This window comes from Dokdonella sp. (assembly GCF_041395345.1).
In the GTDB taxonomy this organism is placed as follows: domain Bacteria; phylum Pseudomonadota; class Gammaproteobacteria; order Xanthomonadales; family Rhodanobacteraceae; genus Dokdonella.
This window is the reverse complement of the sequence record NZ_JAWLAR010000002.1, coordinates 279,064-301,686: the sequence shown is the minus strand read 5'-3', so window position 1 is coordinate 301,686 and position 22,623 is coordinate 279,064. Positions and strand designations below refer to the sequence as shown.

Annotated in this window: 17 protein-coding genes and 1 pseudogene; 10 read left to right on the top strand and 8 right to left on the bottom strand. The window is 62.8% G+C overall.

Annotation, left to right across the window (positions count from 1 at the left end):
- Nucleotides 1–25 precede the first annotated feature (25 nt).
- A complete protein-coding gene (locus R3F00_RS03375; RefSeq protein ID WP_371280292.1) occupies nucleotides 26–1,828 on the bottom strand; it encodes an assimilatory sulfite reductase (NADPH) flavoprotein subunit in 1,803 nt (600 codons plus the stop codon).
- 177 nt (nucleotides 1,829–2,005) lie between these two features.
- On the opposite strand from R3F00_RS03375, the gene R3F00_RS03370 reads away from it, so the two are divergent.
- A complete protein-coding gene (locus tag R3F00_RS03370; protein ID WP_371280291.1) occupies nucleotides 2,006–2,752 on the top strand; it encodes an NYN domain-containing protein in 747 nt (248 codons plus the stop codon).
- Nucleotides 2,753–3,023: 271 nt separating this feature from the next.
- Here R3F00_RS03370 and R3F00_RS03365 read toward each other — a convergent pair whose 3' ends face one another.
- Nucleotides 3,024–3,551: an O-acetyl-ADP-ribose deacetylase gene (locus tag R3F00_RS03365; protein ID WP_371280290.1), complete on the bottom strand. Its 528-nt coding sequence runs from the start codon at nucleotides 3,549–3,551 to the stop codon at nucleotides 3,024–3,026.
- 147 nt (nucleotides 3,552–3,698) lie between these two features.
- On the opposite strand from R3F00_RS03365, the gene R3F00_RS03360 reads away from it, so the two are divergent.
- From R3F00_RS03360 to R3F00_RS03330, 7 genes and pseudogenes are all read left to right on the top strand, one after another.
- Nucleotides 3,699–4,157: a MarR family winged helix-turn-helix transcriptional regulator gene (locus tag R3F00_RS03360; RefSeq protein WP_371280289.1), complete on the top strand. Its 459-nt coding sequence runs from the start codon at nucleotides 3,699–3,701 to the stop codon at nucleotides 4,155–4,157.
- Nucleotides 4,158–4,170: 13 nt separating this feature from the next.
- Nucleotides 4,171–5,289 (top strand): HlyD family secretion protein, encoded by a 1,119-nt coding sequence (locus R3F00_RS03355; RefSeq protein WP_371280288.1) that lies wholly within the window; start codon nucleotides 4,171–4,173, stop codon nucleotides 5,287–5,289.
- A 143-nt stretch (nucleotides 5,290–5,432) separates the two neighbouring features.
- Nucleotides 5,433–6,965, top strand: coding sequence for a DHA2 family efflux MFS transporter permease subunit (locus R3F00_RS03350; RefSeq protein ID WP_371280287.1), 1,533 nt, complete (start codon nucleotides 5,433–5,435; stop codon nucleotides 6,963–6,965).
- Nucleotides 6,966–7,094: 129 nt separating this feature from the next.
- Nucleotides 7,095–8,150: an efflux RND transporter periplasmic adaptor subunit gene (locus R3F00_RS03345; protein WP_371280286.1), complete on the top strand. Its 1,056-nt coding sequence runs from the start codon at nucleotides 7,095–7,097 to the stop codon at nucleotides 8,148–8,150.
- Complete coding sequence (locus tag R3F00_RS03340) at nucleotides 8,147–11,269, top strand: efflux RND transporter permease subunit (RefSeq protein WP_371280285.1); 3,123 nt, start codon at nucleotides 8,147–8,149, stop codon at nucleotides 11,267–11,269. The genes R3F00_RS03345 and R3F00_RS03340 overlap by 4 nt, the downstream gene beginning before the upstream one ends.
- Complete coding sequence (locus tag R3F00_RS03335; RefSeq protein ID WP_371280284.1) at nucleotides 11,266–11,820, top strand: GNAT family N-acetyltransferase; 555 nt, start codon at nucleotides 11,266–11,268, stop codon at nucleotides 11,818–11,820. The genes R3F00_RS03340 and R3F00_RS03335 overlap by 4 nt, the downstream gene beginning before the upstream one ends.
- Nucleotides 11,774–12,705, top strand: a pseudogene (locus R3F00_RS03330) (TrmH family RNA methyltransferase). The gene R3F00_RS03335 and the pseudogene R3F00_RS03330 overlap by 47 nt, the downstream one beginning before the upstream one ends.
- Nucleotides 12,706–12,794: 89 nt before the next feature.
- Here R3F00_RS03330 and R3F00_RS03325 read toward each other — a convergent pair.
- From R3F00_RS03325 to R3F00_RS03300, 6 genes are all read right to left on the bottom strand, one after another.
- Nucleotides 12,795–15,698, bottom strand: coding sequence for an EAL domain-containing protein (locus tag R3F00_RS03325; protein ID WP_371280283.1), 2,904 nt, complete (start codon nucleotides 15,696–15,698; stop codon nucleotides 12,795–12,797).
- Nucleotides 15,699–15,942: 244 nt separating this feature from the next.
- Nucleotides 15,943–17,031 (bottom strand): transporter substrate-binding domain-containing protein, encoded by a 1,089-nt coding sequence (locus tag R3F00_RS03320; RefSeq protein ID WP_371280282.1) that lies wholly within the window; start codon nucleotides 17,029–17,031, stop codon nucleotides 15,943–15,945.
- A gap of 133 nt (nucleotides 17,032–17,164) precedes the next feature.
- Entirely contained in the window at nucleotides 17,165–18,601 is a 1,437-nt protein-coding gene (locus R3F00_RS03315; protein WP_371280281.1) for a M20/M25/M40 family metallo-hydrolase, read from the bottom strand.
- A 111-nt stretch (nucleotides 18,602–18,712) separates the two neighbouring features.
- A complete protein-coding gene (mscL, locus tag R3F00_RS03310) occupies nucleotides 18,713–19,111 on the bottom strand; it encodes a large-conductance mechanosensitive channel protein MscL (RefSeq protein ID WP_371280280.1) in 399 nt (132 codons plus the stop codon).
- Between the two features lie 253 nt (nucleotides 19,112–19,364).
- Nucleotides 19,365–20,051, bottom strand: coding sequence for a fumarylacetoacetate hydrolase family protein (locus R3F00_RS03305; RefSeq protein ID WP_371280279.1), 687 nt, complete (start codon nucleotides 20,049–20,051; stop codon nucleotides 19,365–19,367).
- Nucleotides 20,048–20,506 carry a DUF3052 family protein gene (locus R3F00_RS03300; protein WP_371280278.1) on the bottom strand — a complete coding sequence of 153 codons (459 nt, stop codon included), beginning with the start codon at nucleotides 20,504–20,506 and terminating at the stop codon, nucleotides 20,048–20,050. Before R3F00_RS03300 ends, R3F00_RS03305 begins: the two co-directional genes overlap by 4 nt.
- A 100-nt stretch (nucleotides 20,507–20,606) precedes the next feature.
- Between R3F00_RS03300 and R3F00_RS03295 the strand changes: the two genes are divergently transcribed.
- A complete protein-coding gene (locus tag R3F00_RS03295; RefSeq protein WP_371280277.1) occupies nucleotides 20,607–21,836 on the top strand; it encodes an efflux RND transporter periplasmic adaptor subunit in 1,230 nt (409 codons plus the stop codon).
- 85 nt (nucleotides 21,837–21,921) lie between these two features.
- Entirely contained in the window at nucleotides 21,922–22,608 is a 687-nt protein-coding gene (locus R3F00_RS03290; protein ID WP_371280276.1) for an ABC transporter ATP-binding protein, read from the top strand.
- The last annotated feature ends 15 nt before the right edge of the window (nucleotides 22,609–22,623 follow it).

Below are 22,623 nucleotides of genomic sequence, written 5' to 3'. Positions count from 1 at the left end.
TTCGATGGGCTGTTCGAGTGGTGGATCAGTAGATGTCGCGTGCGTAATGGCCTTGCTGGCGCAGCTTTTCGAGTTGTTCGGCGGCCTGCTCGCGATCACCGCTTCCGTGCTTCGCGAACACCTCGATCAATGCGTCATCGACATCGCGCGCCATCCTCGTGGCGTCACCGCAGACATACAGGTGCGCGCCGTTGGCCAGCCAGTCATACAGTTCCCGACTGTTCTCGCGCAGGCGGTGCTGCACGTAGATCTTGTTAACCTGGTCGCGCGAAAAGGCGAGATCCAGACGATCGAGCTGGCCTTCGCGCAGTGCCTGCTGCCATTCGACCTGGTAGAGGAAATCGGTGTCGAAATGCGGGTTGCCGAACAGCAGCCAGTTGCGCCCGTTCGCGCCTGTTGCGGCACGCTCCTGCACGAAGGCACGGAATGGCGCGATGCCCGTGCCCGGACCGATCATGATGATGTCGCGACTGCCGTCAGCGGGCAGGCGGAATCGCTCGTTGCGTTCGACGTAGGCCGAAACGCGAGACTCACCGGTCGAATCCGAAAGGAAACCCGAGGCGGCACCACGATGCCGGGTGCCGAAGGCCTCGTAGTCGACGTGCGCAACCGTCAGATGAGCCTCGTCGCCAACGCGCTTCTGGCTGGAGGCAATCGAGTACAGTCGAGGCGTGAGTGGCCGTAGCGCCGCAACCAGTTCTTCGGCGCTCCAGCGAGCAGGATAGGCGCGAAGCAGATCGATCAGCTGGTGGCTCTCAAGCAGCTTGATCAGGGCCGCGGCTTGTTCTGGTGCGAGCAGTCGGTTGAGTCCGGCGTGAGCGGCCAGTGCAGCGTGGCTGGCGACAAACGGGCGACCGATTCGGGTCAGCTCGCGTCTTGTTTCCAGCCAGCTGCGCAAAGTGCGCGTTTCATTGCACTGCGTGATCGCGTCGTTGCCGTCGAGCTCAAGCAGATCGAGTACGTCGTCGACCAGTTGTGGCGCATTGCGAGGCCAGATGCCGAGAGCATCACCCGGTTCGTAGCTCAAACCGGAGCCTTCGAGCGAGAGTTCGATGTGACGAATATCCTTTTCACTGCCGCGGCCGGTGATGCGCTGGTTGGCCAGCACCTCGGCGGCGAACGGTGCATCGCGGCCATGCCCTGGAGTCGAGGCAACCGCACGCAGGTTGACAACCTCAGCACGCGGCTTCGTTGAAGGTGTCGCAACGGAGCCGAGTTCGACCGCGCGCTGGCGCCACGGATCAGCGATCGACTCGATATCGATGTCGGCCTCGCCGAGTTCGAACAGGCGTTGTGCGCCGAGTTCGGCCAGTCGTGCATCAATCAGGCGTCCAACTGCATTGAATTGCGGGTAGCTCGAATCGCCGAGGCCGAGAACGGCGTATCGAAGCGCGCCCAACTGCGGCGCACGCTTCCCGAGCAGGTGTTCGACCAGGCCCCGCGCATCATCCGGTGGATCGCCGTCGCCCTGGGTGCTGATGACCACATAGAGCAGCCTTTCGCTCTTGAGCTCTCGCAGCGGATAGGCATCGGCACGAATCAGTCGGGCGGGAGTGCCGGCGGATTCGAAGTTGCCAAGCAGTTTCTCTGCAGCCCGTTTTGCGTTTCCTGTCTGGCTGCCATAAATGATGGTAATTGGCGACGGTTCTGCAACGGCATCAGCTTCAACCGATGGAACGAGGCCTGCCTGGTTCGCCGCCAGGCCCGCGCTGTACCCGGAAAGCCACCAGAGCGCGTGCGCATCCAGCCCGTCAAGCAGGCGCGCCAGCAGGATGCTCTTGTCTTGCGGCATGGGAACTTGCGGCGGGGTGATGAACTGGGCAGACATCGTCGGTGCGCAACCAGAATGGACGTCCAAACGTCCTTGGGATGCAAAGACTATTGGGCCGTGCCAGATCCCGGAAGGTAGTGATGTGCATGGACATATGCCCTGGTTGCATGAGTGTTACGGCAATTTCAGGGCATTGCGGCTATGCTCGGAGCATCCAGCCACGGAGCCGCGCCCATGACCAGCCCAGCATCAAGCAAACTCGCCGTGCTGATAGACGCCGACAATGCCCAACCCTCGATTGTCGATGGCCTGCTTGCCGAGGTCAGCAAATACGGCACCGCCAGCGTCAAACGCATCTATGGCGACTGGACCATTCCGCAGCTGAAAGGCTGGAAGGACGTGTTGCTGTCGCATTCGATCCAGCCGATCCAGCAGTTCCGCTACACGACCGGCAAGAACGCCACCGATTCGGCCATGATCATCGATGCGATGGACCTGCTCTACAGCGAGCGCTTCGATGGCTTCTGCATTGTTTCCAGCGACAGCGACTTCACGCGCATCGCGATGCGCATCCGCGAATCCGGGTTGACCGTCTACGGATTTGGCGAGCGCAAGACGCCCACACCGTTCGTGGCCGCCTGCGACAAGTTTATCTACACCGAGATCCTGATCGAGAAGGACGACGAGATCGACGCGCCAGCCAAGAAATCGCAGGCAACCAAGGCGCTGGGCAAGGATCGCAAGCTGGCCGGGCTGCTGCGCAACGCGGTCGACGCGGCGTCGGACGATACCGGCTGGGCCAATCTTTCGCCGGTTGGCAGCCATATCGCCAAGCAGGCGCCCGACTTCGATCCGCGCAACTACGGTTTCCGCAAGCTGCGCGAACTGGTCGCGGCCAGCAAGCTGTTCGACATGGAAGAGCGCGTGGTGGGCGCCGGTCCAGGCAAGTCCGTGTATCTGCGTGAGCGGCGCGGGCGCTAGTTCGGGTGGAACGAAAGCATCTGCGTGAGGAGACGCTGAATGCGCCTTCAATCCAGCGCAGGCTGAAGCGCTTCGCAACTGCCGAACGGATGATCATCCAGTTTCACTGCCGCCACGGCACAGCCCCAGACAGGACTCGATTCCGGCCTGCGCCGGGATGACAAAAGATTGAGAGTCGACGTTTGTCCGTGTTGTTCGGGTCCTGGTCACACCCCTACGGAGCGCATGCACATGCCAGGACGGTGGAAGACATTCTCCTTGTCTGGCCCGTTCAGTCGGTTTCCACGGAGAGTCGTTTCGCAGCTTCGCGATAGCTCCGCATGATCCGCTCGCCGCGGCAGCAGAGCGTGATCGACAACGCGCGGGCTTCGGGTCTGGAGACTTCCGCCAGCGCAACCAGCGCTGCCTTTTCGGCTGGATAGCCGAATACACCGCAACTGATCGCGGGAAAGGCCAGTGATTTCAAGGCATGTTCGCGGGCGATGGCCAGGACATGTCGGTAGCAGGCAGCCAGCAGCGCCGGTTCTCCTTCTTCGCCGCCCTCCCAGACCGGCCCGACGGTATGGATGATGTAACGCGCGGGCAGGGCAAAGCCTTCCGTCAGTCGTGCTTGCCCGGTCGGGCAGCGCACGCCGGGGCGAATCTCGGGCAGGGCGCGACAGGCATTCAGCAGGCCGGGCCCGGCGGCCCGATGGATGGCTCCGTCGACGCCGCCGCCGCCGAGCAGGGTCTCGTTGGCCGCATTGACGATGGCATCGACGCGCAGGTCGGTGATGTCGGTATCGAGAATCCGGATCATTCCCGGACTATCGGTCCGAGGCGTCGGAAAGCCAAGTCATTGCGCAGCACGAACCGGTCGAACCCTGGCGAATTCGAGCCGGCAGCAATTAAATGAACCGATGGGTATTGAAATTTACCTGCCTAGGACATAATATCCTCGGCAGCCATGAAAGCGACCCCCGATTCCTCGTTCGCATACGATCTTCACGACGTGACTTGCCTGTTCCGCAAGCATTTCGACCGGCGTGCGATCCGTCTCGGCCTGACCCGCGCCCAGTGGCGCGCGCTCAAGGCCATTCGTCGGCGCGAAGGGTTGAGCCAGAGCGAACTGGCCGAGTTTCTCGAGATGGAGCCGATCGCGGTCGGTCGTGTCATCGATCGGCTTGCGGCCTCGGGATTCGTCGAGCGCCGCGCCGATCCGAACGATCGCCGTCGCTGGCGCCTGCACCTGACCGGCAAGGCGCATGCGGTTACCGACGACATGGAGGTGATTGCAGCAGACCTTCGTCATCTGGCCCTGGCCGATGTCGACGAAGACGATTTCGCCGCGTTCCAGCGCGTGCTGGCCCGGTTGCGCGCCAACCTTTCCGTCATTGACACCCCCGACCAATCCACCGATTCCTGAGTCCGAGCCCGCCATGACCAGCAAACAGCCAACCGAAGCCGCCGACGCCATAGATGCCGCCGGCCCCCGCCGCAAGCGCAGCAATCGCATCCTCTGGATCGCGGGGCCCCTCGTCGTCGCACTGGTGGCCGGCTATTTCTACATCACGGCCGGACGCTACACCTCGACCGACAATGCCTACGTGCAGGCCGACCAGGTCACGATTGCGCCGCAGATCAGCGGCCGCGTGGTCGAGGTGGCCGTTCGCGAAAATCAGCAGGTGCGCAAGGGAGACCTGCTGTTCCGCATCGATCCGGAGCCACTGCAGATTGCCGTTGAACAGATGGAGGCGCAGATCGAAGCGGCCGGCGACTATCTGAACGCTTCGCGCGACACCTATCGCTCGGCCAGCGCCGACCTGCGCGCCTCGGAAGCCACCCTGCGCAATCACGAAGCGCAGTTGCAGCGCGTCCGCGAATTGCGCGCCAGGGGCATCGTCGCGCAGAAGGCCCTGGATGACGCCGACAACGATGTGGCCACGGCGCGCGGTTCGCGCGATGCCGATGCCGCGGCACTGGCCAAGGCGCGCACGATGCTCGGCGGTGCGGTGAATACGCCGCTGACCGAATTGTCCGGATACAAGGTCGCCCTGGCACAACTGGCCAAGGCGAAGCTCGATCTCTCTCATGCCGAAGTACGTGCCCCCATCGATGGCACGGTTGGCAAGACGCATTTGCAGGCGGGCGACTTCCTCAATGTGGGCCAGGCCGCCATGCCGCTGGTTTCGCACACCGTTTGGGTCGAGGGCAACTTCAAGGAGACCGACCTGACCCACGTTCGCGTGGGCCAGCCTGCGGAGATCGAAGTTGATACCTATCCCGGCCACACCTGGACGGCAACCGTGTCCTCGATCAGCCCGGCTGCCGGTTCGCAGTTCTCGATCCTGCCGGCACAGAACGCCACCGGCAACTGGGTCAAGATCGTGCAGCGCATCCCGGTGCGTTTCGAGATCACGACCGGAGACGAGGATGGCCTCATCCTGCGTGCAGGCATGAGCGCCGACGTGAAGATCGATACAGGCAAGCAGAACTCGCTGCTCGGGCGCTGGACCGGCAAGACTGGCCCGGACAGCAAGGTCGCAATGACACGTTGATCAGCAGGCCTTCGCGTGCAGCGAAATCGGAACTGCGCCTGCATGCAAGGTCGAATCAACGGCCCGCGTCTCGAACTGGCCGGTAAGGCCGCTGAGGCCGGGGACATTTCCCCAGCCTCGTTCAGGAATATCTGGAAACTTCCATGACGACCGCAGCCTCGCATCGCGAGGTCCACAACCTGCCATTGCTGGTCGTCTCGATCATGCTGGCGACCCTGATGCAGGTGATCGATTCGACGATTGCCAATGTGGCCCTGCCCGACATGCAGGGATCGCTGTCGGCGACCCAGGACCAGGCGGCCTGGATCCTGACCTCCTACATCGTCGCTGCCGCAATTGCCACGCCCGCCACCGGCTGGCTGGCGGCACGCTTCGGGCGCAGGCAATTGCTGATGGTCGCCATCGCCGGGTTCACCGTGGCCTCGGTGCTCTGCGGCATCGCCACGAACATCACCGAAATGGTTTTCTTCCGCGTACTTCAGGGCCTGTTTGGTGCGGCCCTGGTACCGATCTCGCAGTCGTCGTTGCTGGATGCATTTCCGCCGGAAAAGCACGGCGCTGCCATGGCCCTGTGGGGCATGGGCGTGATGGTTGGTCCGATCGTGGGTCCGCCGTTGGGAGGCTGGCTGACCGAGAACTACAGTTGGCACTGGGTATTCCTGATCAATGTGCCGGTCGGCATCGTTGCCTTGCTCGGCGTGATGGCCAGCGTCCCTGCGGATGAAACCCACCAAAGCCGCTTCGACTGGCGCGGCTTCGCCTTCCTGGCCATCGGTATTGCCGCCTTGCAGTTGTTGCTGGACCGCGGCAATGAACAGGACTGGTTCACCTCGGTTGAAATGCAGATCGACCTCGCGCTCGCATTCCTCGGCTTCTACCTCTACTGGGTGCACTGGCGCAGCAGCGAACGGACTTTCGTGAATCTGAGCCTGCTGCGTGACCGCAACTTCGGCGTCGCGACCCTGTTCATCTTCATCGTTGGCGTCCTCCTGTTCGCTACGATGGCGCTGATGCCGCCCTATCTGCAGAACCTGATGAACTATCCGGTGGTCACGACCGGCCTGCTGCTGGCACCGCGCGGGCTCGGTACCCTGGTAGCGATGACCGCGGTCGGGCGATTGCTTGCCGCGGGAATCGACCCTCGCAAGCCCATGGCAATCGGCATCCTGCTGATCGCCTTGTCGCTGGGATTGAGTGCCCGGTTCGGTCCGGACGTGCCGATGTGGCCTATCATCAATGTCGGCGTGCTGCAGGGGCTCGGCCTGGGTCTGGTCTTTGTGCCGGTCTCGACCCTGGCCTATGCGACCCTTCCCGGATCAGCCCGGACCGAGGCGGCCGGCATCTTCAGCCTGGCTCGGAACATCGGTTCGAGTGTCGGCATCTCCATCATGTTCACCCTGGTCGCACGGGGTACACAGACCAGCCATGCGGAACTTGCCTCGCGAATCACACCCTATTCACTCAATATGCCCGGAGGAATCCTGAATGCCGATTCAGCGCAGGGGCTGATGGCGCTGAATGCCGAAGTGACCCGGCAAGCAGCCGCAATCGCCTACATCAATGACTTCTGGCTGATGATGTGGCTGACCCTGTTCGCGCTACCCTTCCTGCTTTTGTTCAAGGTTCCGCGACGCAAGTCTGCGTTGCCGGAACCTGCCGCAGCCATGGATCACTAGCGCGTCGCATGCGGTAGCGGGAGCTTCCTCGCCGAGCGACTTGCTCAGGCACGCCGGTCGCGGTAACCGTACCCGTATCGGTTCCACCATCAAGCGTACGAAACCAACAACCTGGGAATCCGACGAGTCATGCTGAAGTGGAAAGCGACATTTCTTGCAACATCGATGCTTGTGCTGGCCGCCTGCTCGAGCCCGGATTCGGGTTCTGGCTCGAGGGGGCCCGCGCCCGCGATTCCGGTTACCACCACATTGGTCGAGCCTGTGACCTGGGTTGATTCGTTCGAGGCTGTCGGTACCACCAAGGCACGCGAGTCGATCACCCTTACTGCAAAGATCACCGAGACCGTGCGCAAGGTGAATTTCAAGGATGGGCAACACGTGGACGCCGGTGATGTGCTGGTCGAAATGACGTCCGGACAGCAGGTTGCCGCACTCGCCGAAGCACAGGCGAACTACAAGGATGCTCTGCGCCTCATGCGGCGCAATGACGATCTGGTCGGCAAGGGCACGGTGTCGCAGCAGGTCGCCGACACGGCCCGATCCACCCAGGAGTCGAGCAAGGCGCGGGTCGAGTTTCTTCGCGCTCAGCTTGCCGATCGCGTGGTCACGGCGCCCTTCGCTGGCGTGCTCGGCCTGCGCCAGGTCAGTGTCGGTGCCCTGGTAACGCCGGGCACGGTCATCACGACACTGGACAACATCGATACGATCACGGTCGACTTCGGCATGCCGGAGCGCTTTCTGGCCGCGCTGAGACCCGGCCTCGATATCCAGGCCAGCAGCGTGGCCTACCCAGGGCGCAGCTTCGATGGAACCATCGTGTCGGTGGACTCGCGCGTGGATCCGGTGACCCGGGCAGTCCTCGTGCGTGCCGAAATTCCGAACAACGATGGCGCCTTGCGAGCGGGCATGCTGCTCAACGTGCGTGTACTTCGCCCGGCGCGCGAGGTGCTGGCTGTTCCCGAAATCGCGATCGAGCAGATCGGCTCGGACTCGTTCGTCTACACCGTGGATGAAAAAGACACGGTCAAGCGCGAAAGGGTCGAACTCGGTGTACGCAAGGATGGCATGGTCGAGGTCCGCAGCGGGTTGGCTGCAGGGACCCGCATCGTGAAGGACGGCACGGTGAAGGTGCGCGAGGGCGCGAAGATCGCCGACACCCGTCGCGCGGGGGCGCCGCAAGAATGAGCATTTCCGACATTTCAATCCGGCGTCCGGTATTCGCGGCCGTGGTCAGCCTGCTGCTTATCGTGCTTGGCGTGATGTCGTTTTCGCGCCTGACCTTGCGCGAGTTGCCGGCCATCGATCCGCCCATCGTTTCGGTGGGCGTCAACTATCCAGGCGCCTCCGCGGCAGTCGTCGAGACCCGCATCACCCAGGTGCTCGAAGATGCCTTGGCCGGCATCGAAGGCGTCGACGTGATCGAATCGAGCAGCCGCAATGGCAGCTCGGATGTCTCGATGGAATTCAATCTCACGCGCGACATCGAAGCCGCCGCGAACGACGTTCGCGATGCCGTCAGCCGCGTGCAGGATCGCCTGCCCGAGGAGGCCGATCCGCCGGAAGTTTCCAAGGTCGAGAGCGATTCCAGCCCGATACTCTGGTTGAACATGCGCTCGGACCGGATGAATGCGCTCGAGCTGAGCGACTATGCCGAGCGCTACGTATCGGATCGCTTGTCGGCGATCGAGGGTGTCGCACGCGTGTTCGTGGGCGGTGGCCAGCGCTACGCCATGCGCATCTGGCTCGACCGCGAGGCTCTCGCTGCACGTGGTCTTGCCGTCTCCGATGTCGAGGCGGCCCTGCGCCGCGAGAATATTGAGCTGCCTGCAGGGCGCATCGAATCGGGTTCGCGCGATTTCACCCTGCGCGTGCAGCGTGGCTACGAGACCGCGGAGGATTTCGCGACCCTGTCCCTGGCCAAGGGCGAGGACGGCTACGTGGTGCGTCTGGGCGATGTCGCGAAAGTCGAGCTGGGCCCCGAGGAACGTCGTTCCTACCTGCGCAGCAACGGTCAGTTCAATGTCGGTCTCGGAATCGTCAAGACCTCGACGGCCAACAGTCTCGATGTCGCCCGCGCGGCGCGGGCCGAGGCCGAGCGTGTGCAGGAATCGCTGCCCGAAGGCACGGAGATTTTCGTCGCCTATGATTCGACCCTCTTCATCGAGGCGGCAGTCGAACGGGTCTACGCAACGCTGATCGAGGGTGGCGTGCTCGTTGTCATCGTCATTTTCCTCTTTCTTGGCAGCGCACGATCGGCGCTTGTTCCGGCGGTCACGGTTCCGGTCTGCCTGATTGCGGCTTTCATCGGCCTTTACGCGTTCGGTTTCACGATCAATCTCCTGACCCTGCTGGCCCTGGTGCTCTGTATCGGCCTGGTGGTCGACGACGCCATCGTCGTGCTGGAAAACATCCAGCGCCGAACCGATCTCGGTGAGCCGCCACTGATTGCCGCGAAGCGCGGCACGCGCCAGGTCGCCTTCGCCGTGATTGCCACCACGGCCGTTCTGGTCTCGGTGTTCCTTCCGATCGGTTTCATGGAGGGCAACACCGGGAGGCTCTTCCGCGAACTCTCGGTGACCCTCGCTGGCGCGGTGGCCCTGTCAGCCTTTGTTGCGCTGACGCTGACACCGATGATGGCGTCCAAACTGGTGAGACCGCATAGCGGCAAGCGCGGTTTCAATGTCTGGATCCACCGTCACCTCGACGCGCTGACCCGGGTCTACCGTCGCCAGATCGTACGCAGCAGCGGCAAGCCGGTGATTTTCGGCTTGCTCATGATCGCCGCGCTTCTGGTCAGCGGCATGTTGCTCAAGGTCGTGCCGAACGAGCTGTCCCCGACCGAGGATCAAGGCGTCCTGTTCGTTTCCGTCAGCGGCCCGGAGGGTGCAGGCTACGACTACACGGTGGAACAGATGCAGCAGGTGGAAGAAAAATTCTTCGGCCTGATCGGCGAAGGCGGGCCGATCGAACGCTTCAATTCGCGCGTGCCGGGCAGCTATGGCGCCAGCCAGGACATGCACACGGGGCGCATCACGGTATTTCTCAAGGACTGGCAGCAGCGCAGCGAATCCACGCCCGAAGTCGCCAACCAGTTGCGCAAGGATCTTGCCGGCCTTCCCGGCGTGCGCGCCTTTCCGAGCTACCGGACCGGACTCGTGCGCAGCGGCGGTCAGCCCCTCAACGTCGTCCTCGGCGGGCCGGACTTCAAGGAGCTGGCGGTATGGCGCGATCGCATGCTGACGCGCATGGAGGAAAACCCCGGTCTGACCAATCCGGATTCCGACTACAAGGAAACCCAGCCGCAGATGCGCGTGGACATCGACCATTCGCGTGCGGCCGATCTCGGTGTTTCGGCTCAGGAAATCGGCCGCACGCTGGAAACCATGATGGGCGGTCGCCGCGTCACGACCTTCGTCGAGGGTGGCGAGGAATACGACGTGATCATGCAGGCGCAACGCAGCGATCGCACCGAGCCTGCCGACCTCGACAATCTCTACGTGCGCTCTGCGCGCAGCGGAGAACTGATTCCGCTGGCCAACCTGGTCACTCTCAACGAGCTGGCCGAGCCCGGACGCCTGAATCGATTCAATCGCCTGCGCAGCATCAGCATTTCGGCAGGCCTGGCCGCCGACTATTCGCTCGGCGAAGCGCTGGAATGGGTCAAGAAGACCGCGGCCGAAGAGCTTCCGCCGGAAGCGCAACTCGACTACAAGGGCGATTCGCGCGAGTACATGAAAGCGGGTGGCGCCGTGCTGCTGACCTTCACGTTGGCGCTGCTGATCGTCTACCTCGTGCTCGCAGCCCAGTTCGAAAGCTTCATCCATCCGTTCGTCATCATGCTCACGGTGCCGCTGGCGGTACTCGGCGCCCTGATCGGACTCTGGCTGACCGGAAACACACTGAATCTCTTCAGCCAGATCGGCATCGTCATGCTGATCGGGCTGGCTGCAAAGAACGGCATTCTGATCGTCGAATTTGCCAACCAGCTGCGCGATGAGGGCATGGCCATCAGGGATGCCATCGCCGAATCGGCCGCGGTGCGCCTGCGCCCGATCCTGATGACTTCGGTAGCGACGATGGCGGGTGCGGTGCCACTGGTGCTGGCCGGCGGGCCTGGTTCGGCCAGTCGATCGGCGATTGGTGTCGTGGTGATCTTTGGTGTGGCATTTTCAACCCTGCTTTCGCTGTATGTCGTGCCTTCCTTCTATGCCTTGCTCGCGCCGTACACGCGCTCGCCCGATGCCCTGACACGCAAGATCGAGCAACTCGATGCGGAAACGCCGGCTGTCGGCGGACATGCATGAGCGCTGACCGCCCGCTGGTGGCAGGCGAGGGGTACATCCTGCGGCCGTGGCGCCTGGACGATCGCGAGGCGCTGGTTCGGCATGCGAACGATGAAGGCGTCTCGCGCGGCTTGTCGGACCGTTTCCCGTATCCGTACACGCGCCAGGATGCGGACAATTTCCTCTCGCATCCGGTCGAGCCACCCTCGCTGGTGCTGGCCATCGAGATCGAAGGCGAGGCCGTTGGCGGAATCGGCATGCGTCCGGGCGAAGACACGCTGCGTATCGGCAGCCAGCTCGGCTACTGGCTTGGCCGCCGCTACTGGGGGCGCGGTCTGATGAGCCGCATCCTGCCGCGCTGGTGCGAGCACGTTTTTGCGAACTACGGATTCGAGCGCCTGCAGGCCACGGTGCTGTCGAACAATCCGGCTTCGGCCCGCGTGCTGGAAAAGAGCGGCTTTGCAAGAGAAGGCACGCTGCGGCGTGCCGCCATCAAGCGCAACGAAGTATTCGACCTGTGGATGTATGCCATGCTTCGGTCGGAAGCCGATTCGGCAAGGCGGGGTAGCTGAGATGTCCGACAATCCCTGGAAGACTGGCAAGTCCGGGCGGCCCTCGCCCTGGAAGAATCGAAAGCAACCGGCGGATGCGCGAGCAGCGATCGAGCCGGAATCGTCGCCGGTTCGAGACGCCGAAGAGCGCCCGAGGGTCGTTCGCCCGAGCGGGGAATTGCGCCTGTACGGACTGAACGCTTGCCTGGCTGCGTTTGCCAGGCGGCCGGACGATTTGCGCAAGGTTTACCTGCTGGAGTCGCGGATTGACGATCTGAGGCCCGTACTGGCCTGGTGTGCAAGTCATCGACTCGGTTATCGCGTCGTGGAGACGACCGATCTCGACAAGCTGACCGCGTCGCGACACCACGAGGGTCTGTGCTTCGAGATGCGTCGCCAGGCTCCGCTCGGCCTGGAAGAACTGCTTGCCGCGCAGCCGCCGGCACCCGCGAGATCCCTGCTGATCTGGCTGGATGGGGTCGGCAACCCGCACAATTTCGGTGCCTTGCTGAGGAGTGCGGCACACTTCAATGCCGCTGGCGTGATCGTGCCGGCTGCGTCCTCGCTGGATCTTTCCGGTGCCGCCGCGCGTGTGGCGGAAGGGGTGCCGAGGTGGTGGCGCTGGCCAGGATCGAGGATGAGTCAGCGGCGATCTCCGAACTGCGTTCTGCCGGCTACGCGATCGCTGCGACCGTCCCGCATGATGGCCAGGATCTCTACTCCACGCAGTTGTCGCCGCGATCGGTAATCGTGTTCGGTGCCGAAGGCGAGGGCATGCGCGCGGAGCTGATTGATGCGGCCGATCAACGCCTCAGCATTCCTGGCAGCGGCCTGGTCGACAGCCTCAATATCGCCGCCAGCGCGGCCGTCGTGCTGGGCGAATACTGGCGACAGCAGCGCGGCTGACCAGATCAGGCCGTTGCAGGGATCCGGCATGCTGCGAAATGCCACCCTGCGTCGGCCAGGAGCCATTCCGCCCGTGCAGCCAGACTGCCTCAATTGACTCGCGCGAGATTATCGGTGGGCTGGGGCCTGGCGAACAGGAATCCCTGTCCAATCTTGCAATCAAGCCGGATCAGGGCGTCGCATTGATCCGAGGTCTCGATGCCCTCCGCGATCACCTCCATGCCGAGCGATTCTGCAAGCGCCCGAATGGCCCGCACGACAGCAGCGCTGCTGCCGCTCAGGTCCGAATTCAGTTCGGCGATGAAGGACTGATCGATTTTCAGGGCATGCAGAGGGAAGCGGTGCAAATAGGAAAGCGATGAATAGCCCGTGCCGAAGTCGTCGAGTGAGGTAAGTACACCCGCCTCGCGCAGTTGCAGCATGGTTGCAATGGCCTGCTCCGGATCCTGCAGCAACGCACCTTCCGTCACCTCGATGCGAATGCGCCAGGTCGGAACGTCATAGGCCTTGAGCAGCTCAAGCAGGGTAGTGACCAGGTTTGGCGAGCGGAAATGGCGCGCTGATACGTTGATGCCGACATAGGCGGTGGGATCATCGAGTCCGGCGATCGCCCTGCACACCTTTTCATACAGTTGCCAGTCGATCTGCTCGACGTTTCCACTGTCCTCGGCGACGGCCAGAAAGTCCTCCGGCAGCAGAATGCCGCGCTTTGCATGACGCCAGCGCAACAGGGCCTCGTAGCCGAGAACGGCGCCGTCGGCGAGCCGAACGATGGGTTGCAGAAAGGGCTCGAACTCGTCCCGGGTCAGCGCACGGCGCAAGTCGCTTTCCAGGTCGAGCATGTCGAGCGCTTCGCGGCGCAATTGTTCGTCGAACAACTCGAATCGCTGGCGACCGTGGGCCTTGGCCCGGTACATGGCGACGTCGGCATCTCTCAGCAGCTCCTCGGGAAGCTGGTAGCGCTCATGCGCCAGCGCGATGCCGATGCTGGCCGAAGTGTAGATTTCCTTGTCGCCAAGCCGGATCGGGTCGACCAGTGCTTCGAGCACACGGGTGGCGATCTGACAGGCATCGTCGACGCAGGAGATGTCCTCAAGCAGGATCGTGAATTCGTCACCACCCAACCGGGCCACTGAATCCGGAGAGCGGACGCAGCGCGAAATGCGCTTGCCAGCTTCGACAAGCAGCTCGTCGCCGAGCAGGTGGCCGACTGAGTCGTTGACGACCTTGAATCGATCAAGGTCGAGGAACAGAACAGCGAATAGACGTGACGGATCGTGCTGGAAGCGACCGAGAACCTGGCGCAGGCGCATGAGCAAGGCTGCGCGATTCGGCAGGCCGGTCAGGCCATCGTGAAATGCTTCATGCTTGAGTCGCGATTCGGCGCGCTTGCGAACTGCAATTTGCTGGCGCAAACCTTCGTTGGCCAGCTTGAGTTCTTCGGTACGCTCGCCGACTCGGCGCTCGAGATCGGCATGGGCTTCGAGCAGGCGTTCCTGCGACCGCTTTCGTTCCAGTGCCGTGGCGATCTGGAACGAGGCGAACTGCAGGATTTCCTGCTCGGCCACGCCGTAGTCGTCCTCTGCGTCGTAGCTCTGCACGACCATGACGCCCAGGGCTCGCTCGTCGAGCAGCAAGGGCACGCCGAGCCAGCACTTCGGCAAGGTGCCGAAGACGATCATTTCTCCCGCTTCGATCAGGTCCCGGATCTCGGTTTCGGTGGCCAGCAACGGACGCCGGTGGTTGATGACCCAGTCGGTAATGCCATTGCCAAGGCGTCGTGCCGGGAAAGCAGTATCGTGCTGGTCGACGTAGTACGGAAATCTCAGTTCGGAACCGTCTTCGGACAACAGGGAGATGAAGAAATTCCGGGCATTCAGGAGCCCGGATACGACGTTGTGCACGCCTACATAGAACGCATCCATGCGCGTACTTTCACTGGCGAGTTCGACGATGCGGAAAAGCGCCGCCTGCATGCGCTGGGCTCGCTGGCGTTCGGAAACTTCGTTGCGCAGCGTCTGGTTGGTATCTGCCAGTTCTGCGGTTCGCCGCTGGACCTCGAGTTCGAGCTCTTCGCGGGCCTTCTTTCGCGACACGACGGAAAGAACGTGCTGCGCGACGAACGTCAGCAGGCGTCGGTCGTCCTCGCTGTAGCGCCGGGATTCGTCGTAACTCTGGACGACCACGGCGCCGCGCACACGATCGCCTTCCAGCATGGGAACGCCGAGCCAGTCCACGCAATCAGGGCCCAGGCGCGGGTCGATTTCGGTGATGCCGAGTTGTGCCCGAATCCCGGCCGAAGAGCCCAGCATGGATCGGCCGGTATGCGCGACGGCGAAAGTCAGGCTGCTCGGGTAGTCCTTTCCGAAAAGTTCGACCGGGGTCTCGTCGATGGTCTGATCGTCGGTGTCGGAATAGTAGGGAAAGGTTATGACGTCGCGCGTGTCGTCGTAGAACGCAACGTAGAAGTTCTCGGCGTATGTCAGTCGGCCGACAACGGCGTGCACGCGGGCCATCATCTCGGTGATGTCGATGTTCGAGTAGGCGAGGTTGGCGATCGTATAGAGCGCCTGCTGGAGGGTTTCGTCGCTGCGCGCCGTCTCGAGGTCGCGGGTCAGGTCGGCGATGCGGAGTGCCTCGCGCAGTCGAACGTCTGCGATGTCGATCCAGGCGCAATCGGAATCGGTCCAACTGCGTTGGGCAGGAATGCAACGCTGGAATTCCAGAACGAGCTGCGCGCGGTCACCAGCCAGGTCCATGCAAAGCGACTCTGCCGCAGCCGAATCCCGTCGGGTGATCTCAGGCGGATGCTTCTTGTCCAGAACAAGCGTGGCGTGTTCGCAGCCCAGGGTTTCGCAAGCCAGTCGTTCGATCTCGCGGGCCAGTTCATCAAGCCCAGCCGGGTCCAGCAGGTTGCGGAAGCGAGCGCGAGCGTCGAGCGCCTGGCCTCGAATCGGCGTTTGAGGACGAAGCAGCCCTTTCAGCCTTCGCACATGTTCCCCCTGTGGCCTCACCCTATCACCGCTTCGACACACTGTCGAAAGGGTCCGGCATCGCCCCGGCAGCGCAGGTCCGCTGCCACGATCAAGCGCGGCAAGGGAATCTGATGCAAGGATCGGGCCGGAACCACGGTTGCCGTGCGGGCAGGCCCGAAGAATGACGAGCAATGTCCGGATCCGACCTCCGGCAACCGTGCTGGCAAGCCCGCGGAAAACGTGCGGAAGGGCCGCCGAACGCCTATTCGCGTTCGCCCAGGTATTCGGAAACGCGTGCGTGCCAGTCCGGCGCATTGATCGCGCCGAGAATGGATGCATCCAGGGCCTCGCGCAACGGACTCGAATCAGGCAGGGCAAACGCATAGTCCTGTCGTTCGAGAACGAGTGGCAGGATATGCAGCACGCCACGATACTTGCGACTGATTTCCCAGCGCAGCAGGGGCGCGTCGTAGAGCACCGCATCCACCTTGCCGTCGGCCAGGTCGCGCAGCGCGGCATTGACGTCGTCGGCAGTGGCAAAATCGAGGCCGCGACGCTCAAGCCATTCCGCGCTGGTCGTGTCGGCGATACTGGCCACCCTGGCTCCGGCCAGGTCGTCGGCATTGCTGATCCGCTGGCTGAGTTGCCCGACGGTCAAGGCGCTGGTAATCGACGCCGTGAAAAACGACACGACCAGCAGGGCGGTCACCATCCAGATCATGCCGAGTATGCGACCACCAACGGTCCGAGGCGCGAGATCGCCATAGCCAACCGTGGTCATGGTGACGACGGCCCACCAGAATCCGGAGAAGATCCCTTGCCTTTTCCCTCCGCCGAAGTGCTCTGGATTGCCCTTGTGCTCGAGTAGCCAGACGAGCACGCCTACTCCGAGCAGCATCAGGATCATGATGCCTATGATCTTCAGAAAGGCTGGTGAAAGGAGGGCGCCAATCACTGCGAGCCAGCCAGAACGCTGGTTGCTGCGAACGGCCACGCCAAGGCCCGAGCTGATGATGGCGTGTGCGAAATCCATCCTGGTTTCGCGCTCGGCGGTCGCCGTGATGGCGCCGATGCCAACCGCCACTTCACCGCGACTGACCGCATCCAGCAAGTCCTCGAGTTCGTATTGCCTGTACTCGAACGTCCACTTGTTCTGCAGCGCGGCCTCCTGCCAGAGATCAATGGCGAGCCCGGCATATCCGTGGTCCTCCGCGATTACGAAAGGCGGCGCGACCTTGACGCCGATGATCAGGGGCGCGTCCGCCTTCGCGTCGTTGTCTGCTTGCGCCGCGCCGATGAGGCAAGCCAGCCCGGCCAGAATCCAGCTGAAAAATCGAAATTTAGCGCCCAACGCAGCCAATCCCTTTCAGTTCCCGGATTCCCGAGGGTAACGCAGGATTCGAAAGCGCGAAAATTCGCTGGCTGCGGCAAGCGTGAAAGTCGGCGATTCGTGCGACGGTCGATTTCGAAGGGAAGCAGGGGGTCTAGTGTGACGCCGTTGCCTTCTCGAATGCACCAGGCGCAGATCCGAAGTCTCCTTCGGCCGACGCTGCCAGGTACATCGCGACGGCATAAGCCGCAACATTCTGACGCAGCTGCTCCGGATCGACCTTGTCCAGAGTGTCGTTGTCGGTGTGGTGCCATTCGAAGTAGCGCGAAGTGTCCTGGCGTAGCGAAAGTCCGGCCATGCCGACTGCGTGCACGGCGGACAAATCCGATCCGCCACTGCCGGGAAGGGTGGCGTCGTAATCGATGCCGAGGGGCCTCAATACTTCGGCTATCTGACCGATGGCGGCACGCGCCTCGGGCTTGACCGTGGCGCTCATGGCATAGATGCGATCAGCGCCACCGTCTGACTCGGCGCCGAGAATGACCTTGTCGATTTCAAGGTGGTGCTGGGCGGCATACGCCTTGCCACCGTAGAGGCCGGATTCCTCGTTGGCAAACGCCACGACGCGGATGCTGCGCGCAGGACGTTCCGGCAACCGTCCAATCAGCACGGCGGCCGCTGTCGTGATCGCGACACCGGCTGCGTCGTCGATGGCGCCCGTGCCGACATCCCAGGAGTCGAGATGTCCACCGGTCAGGAAATATTCGCGCGGGCGCTGGCTGCCGGTGAATTCGGCGATGATGTTCGCGCCCGTGTAGCTGCCCTCGGTTCCGCAATCAAGCGAGAGACGCAGCTTGACCGGCTTGCCACGCTTGATGATGCGATCAAGCTGGTCGGCATCCGGGTTCGACAGCGCTGCGGCCGGAATCGCCTTGTCAGGATTCGAAAAGCGGGTCATGCCCGTGTGTGCGAGTCTGTTCCCGTCCGAGCCGACCGATCGCAGCAGAAATGCCGCCGCACCCTTGGCTTCGGCCTGCTCGGGCCCCTGCACACGCACGCCAGAGCCCGCACCATAGTCGTGGCCATCGCGCAGCGCATGCATGCGCGGGTTGGCGATATAGACGATCTTGCCGCGCACCGTGTAGTCCGCCGCGGCCTTCATGGCTTCAAGATCCGGAAACGCAATCACTTCGGCAACCAGGCCACCAGCCGGTGTGCCGGCCGATCCGCCCAGCGCGCTGATCGTGAGCGGCTGCGGGTAGGGTTCGACGACCGCGGCACTTTCGCTGCGGCGCACCCACTTCGGAAAGCTGACAGGCTCGCTCCAGACCTTGTCGAAGCCGAGCGCCTTGAACTTCGCGATCATCCATTCGCGTGCCTTGAGATCGTTTTCGCTACCGGCGAGCCGCGAGCCGATTTCCGTCGTCAGCGATTCGACGATGTCGTACGCGACATCATCCTTGAGAGCGCGATCACGCAATTCGCTCGCGGTCTCGATGGCGACTGCCGGAATGCGTGTTTCGGTTTCGGCTGCGCATGGCACCGCGCAGGGAAGCAACAGGGCCAGGAGCAGGGCTGCGCGGTGTTTCATCGTTCGGAGTTCCGTTCAGGCAATTCCGTAGAGTGCCAGATCCTGGGCGACCCGGAACATGGCCAAGGTCATGTTCCGGTGCCCCCCGAACCATGGTGTCGACCTTGCCTGCTATTTTCCCTGCTTCAGCAGGTCGCGGATCTCGGTCAACAGAACGACATCCGCGGGTGGCGGGGCAGGCGCGGCCTCTTCCTTGCGGTTCATGCGGTTGATTGCCTTGACTACGAGGAAGATGGCGAAGGCGATGATCGTGAACTGGATCATCGTGTTGATGAACGCGCCGTACTGGATCGCAACTTCGCCCTTGCCATCGGCACCGGCGGCCGTGAGGACCCACTTGTAGGCGGAAAAATCCACGCCGCCGATCAGGTTGCCGATGGGCGGCATGATCACGTCGTTGACCAGCGAGGTGACGATCTTGCCGAACGCGGCGCCAATGACCACACCTACGGCGAGATCGACCACATTGCCACGCATGGCGAAAGCCTTGAACTCGGACATCATGCTCATCAGGGTATTCCTCCAGTATTGCGAATCGGGCGGCTGCAAACTCGCCGCAGTCGTACTCTAACCAGCATACGATGCCGATGCTGGTTTCTTGCAAACTTTCACGCCCGAGATGCGCCGGTGCGATCGCGCAGCATGGGCGGGGAAGGACATGACATGCCCGGCCGGCTGTTGTGGGGGTCGGGCAAGTCTCGATTGACCTTTGTACAACGTTCGCTGTTCCGCTTCAGGCTGGAATGGCGAACACAAGGATCGGCTAGATGACGTGGCCTTCAAGTGTCGCCACGCCCTCCAGTTCTGCGTGGTAACGGTCGCCTCGCTCGAGCAGGGCAACGCCAGCCGGCGTGCCGGTGTAGATCAGGTCGCCCGATTGCAGTTCGAAGAGCCCGGACAGCAGATGAATGATCTCGGCGACACTGAAAATCATCATGTCGGTCTCGGTCTTCTGACGCAGTTCGCCGTTTACCTTGAGCACAAGGCGTGAATTCCCCGGATGCCCGATCTCGCTGACCCGGTGCAGGTCGGACACCGGTGCCGAACAATCGAAGCCCTTGGCCGTGTCCCAGGGATTGCCTTTTGCCTTCGCAATCGACTGCAGGTCGCGCCGGGTCAGGTCGAGACCGACGCCGTAGGCATAAACGTGATCGAGTGCGTCGGCGACCGCGATGTCGCGACCACCCGTGGCCAGGGCCACGATCATCTCGACTTCATGGTGCAGCTCCTTCGTTGCCGGCGGGTAAGGGACATCGCCGTTGTTGATGACGATGGCATCGGCAGGCTTGTTGAAAAAGATCGGATTCACGCGCTCGACCGCCGAGCACATTTCGGCGGCGTGGTCGGCGTAATTGCGCCCGATGCAATAGATTCGATGGACCGGAAAACGCATGTCGGTTCCTGCCACGGGAATTCCCGGAATGGCATGCGGGGCGATGGCAAACGTCATGGCTGGGATTCCTGAGCGTGCTGGGTTGACCGTATTCTGGCACGGTGCTCCTTGCGCCATACCAGTTTGAGTCCCGACCATGTCGCATCGATCGCGCAAACCTTGATGTCGACCAGTCCCAGCGGCAGGGCCACTTCGCGGATGGTGTCTTCGGTGATGTCGGTAGGTACGCCCGAAGACTTCTTTGGCCAGGAAATCCAGATCACACCGTTCGCCTGCAGGCGCGTCGACAGGGTTCGCACCCGGTCAGCAAGCTGCCTGCTCTTGATGGTGAACGCGTGGGCAAGATCGAACCGTGCACGCCGACCGACAAGATCCAGCGAATCGGCGCCGAGGCCTGTCAGTTCGGCGTAGTCCATGGGGCAATCGAGGACGAGGATGCGCAGGCCGGGCTTTAGCCCCAGTTTCTGCCAGAGCGGCTTGCCCGAATATCCGTGGATGGCTCGATCTGACATTCGTCATCCCGCATACATGATTGCAGCCGCTTGTTCCAGATCGGATCGCAGCCCAGTCTATGGCAGACTCAGCGCCCTCGCAGGCGGCCAGGAACACAGAATGCAGAACCAGGGCGAATTGCTCAACCAGTTGCGCATCGACCGGAACAAGGTCGAACCGCCCTCGCGCACGCCGTGGATCGTCGCCCTGGTGCTCGTCGCCGCGCTGATTGCCGGCGGCGCATGGTGGTGGAGCACGGCGGCGGGAAAGTCCTTTGAAGTGAGCTCGGTCATTGCGATCGCACCGTCGGCCAGTGGTGGCGGAAACACCGCCGTCTTGCAGGCTACCGGATACGTCACCGCACGCAGGCAGGCCACTGTCTCCGCACAGATCACCGGCACCCTGTCCGAGGTGCTGATCGAAGAAGGCGAGCATGTCGACGAGGGACAGGTGCTGGCGCGACTGGACGATACCGCGCAGCAGGCCAGTCTGGCCCAGGCCAAGGCCCAGGTGGCCCAGGCGCGGGCGCTTGTCGGCCAGTACGAGGCGCAACTGGAACAGGCCCGCCGCGACCTCGTGCGTGTCCAGGATCTTGTCGGGCGCAAGCTGGTTTCGGCCCAGGCGGTCGAAACGGCGCAAACGCAGGTCGACTCCTACGTCGCACAACTGAACTCCCAGCGCAGGGCTGTTGACCTGGCCGAAGCACAGTTGCGCAGCGTACAGGTGCAGCTTGATTACACGGTCGTGCGCGCGCCATTTTCCGGCGTGGTGATTGCCAAGGCGGCACAGGTGGGCGAGATCATCTCGCCATTGTCCGCCGGCGGCGGCTTCACGCGTACCGGCGTCGGCACGATCGTCGACATGGATTCGCTGGAGATCGAGGTCGACGTCAACGAGTCCTATATCAATCGCGTCAGTCCCGGGGCTCCGGCCGAGGCGGTGCTCGATGCCTACCAGGACTGGACGATTCCGGCCCGCGTCATCGCCATCATTCCGACCGCCGACCGCGGCAAGGCCACGGTCAAGGTGCGTGTCGGTCTGGAGCAGAAGGACCCCCGTGTCCTGCCCGACATGGGTGCGCGAGTGTCCTTCATGGACGAGCCATCGGACAGCACGGCACCTGCGCAGGCACCGCGCGGGGTCCTGTTGCCGCCCAGCGCCATCGTCCAGCGCGACGGGCGCAGCGTCGTATTCCGGATCGAAGATGGCAAGGTCCGACAGCAGGCAGTCGTGCCAGGACAGAACATGGGCGAGTTGCGCCTAGTCGAGGGCCTCGCCAATGGCGTCGCCGTCGTGCGCGAACCGGATGCGGAAATGCAGGACGGTTCATCCATCCAGTTGAAGAAATAGCTGCCAGCGCGCAGCAGTCCGAAGGGGCTCGCTTCGTAGAGATAGAGGCGTGCCGGGGCAAACGAATTCGCAGCAGGAGAAGGTCATGTCGAACATTGTTGAAGTGCGTGATGTCAGCAAGGTCTACGAGCGCGGCAATCAGAAAGTCGAAGTGCTGCACAGCGTCAATCTGGACATCGAGCAGGGCGACTTCCTGGCCCTGATGGGGCCATCCGGATCGGGCAAGACGACGCTGCTCAACCTGATCGGCGGTCTCGACTCACCCAGCGGCGGCTCACTGACCGTGGGCGGCCAGCGCATCGATCAACTGGGCGGCGGAGCGCTGGCCAAGTGGCGTGCGGCCAATGTCGGCTTCATCTTTCAGTTCTACAACCTGCTGCCGATGCTGTCGGCGCAGAAGAATGTCGAGGTTCCGTTGCTGCTGACCCGGCTCTCCTCGGCCGAGCGCAAGCGCAATGCGTCCATCGCCCTGCAACTGGTGGGCCTGGCCGATCGCAGCGGTCACAAGCCCAGCGAACTCTCTGGTGGACAACAACAACGCGTCGCGATAGCACGCGCGATCGTGTCTGATCCGAACCTGCTGGTTTGCGACGAGCCGACCGGCGATCTGGACCGTCAGTCGGCCGAGGAAGTACTCGGTCTCCTGCAGCAACTCAATCGCGAACACGGCAAGACCATCATCATGGTCACGCATGATCCCAAGGCCGCCGAGTACGCCACGCATACCTTGCATCTGGACAAGGGCACCCTGGTCGAGCAAGCAGCCGCCTGAAGCGGAGGACTGAGC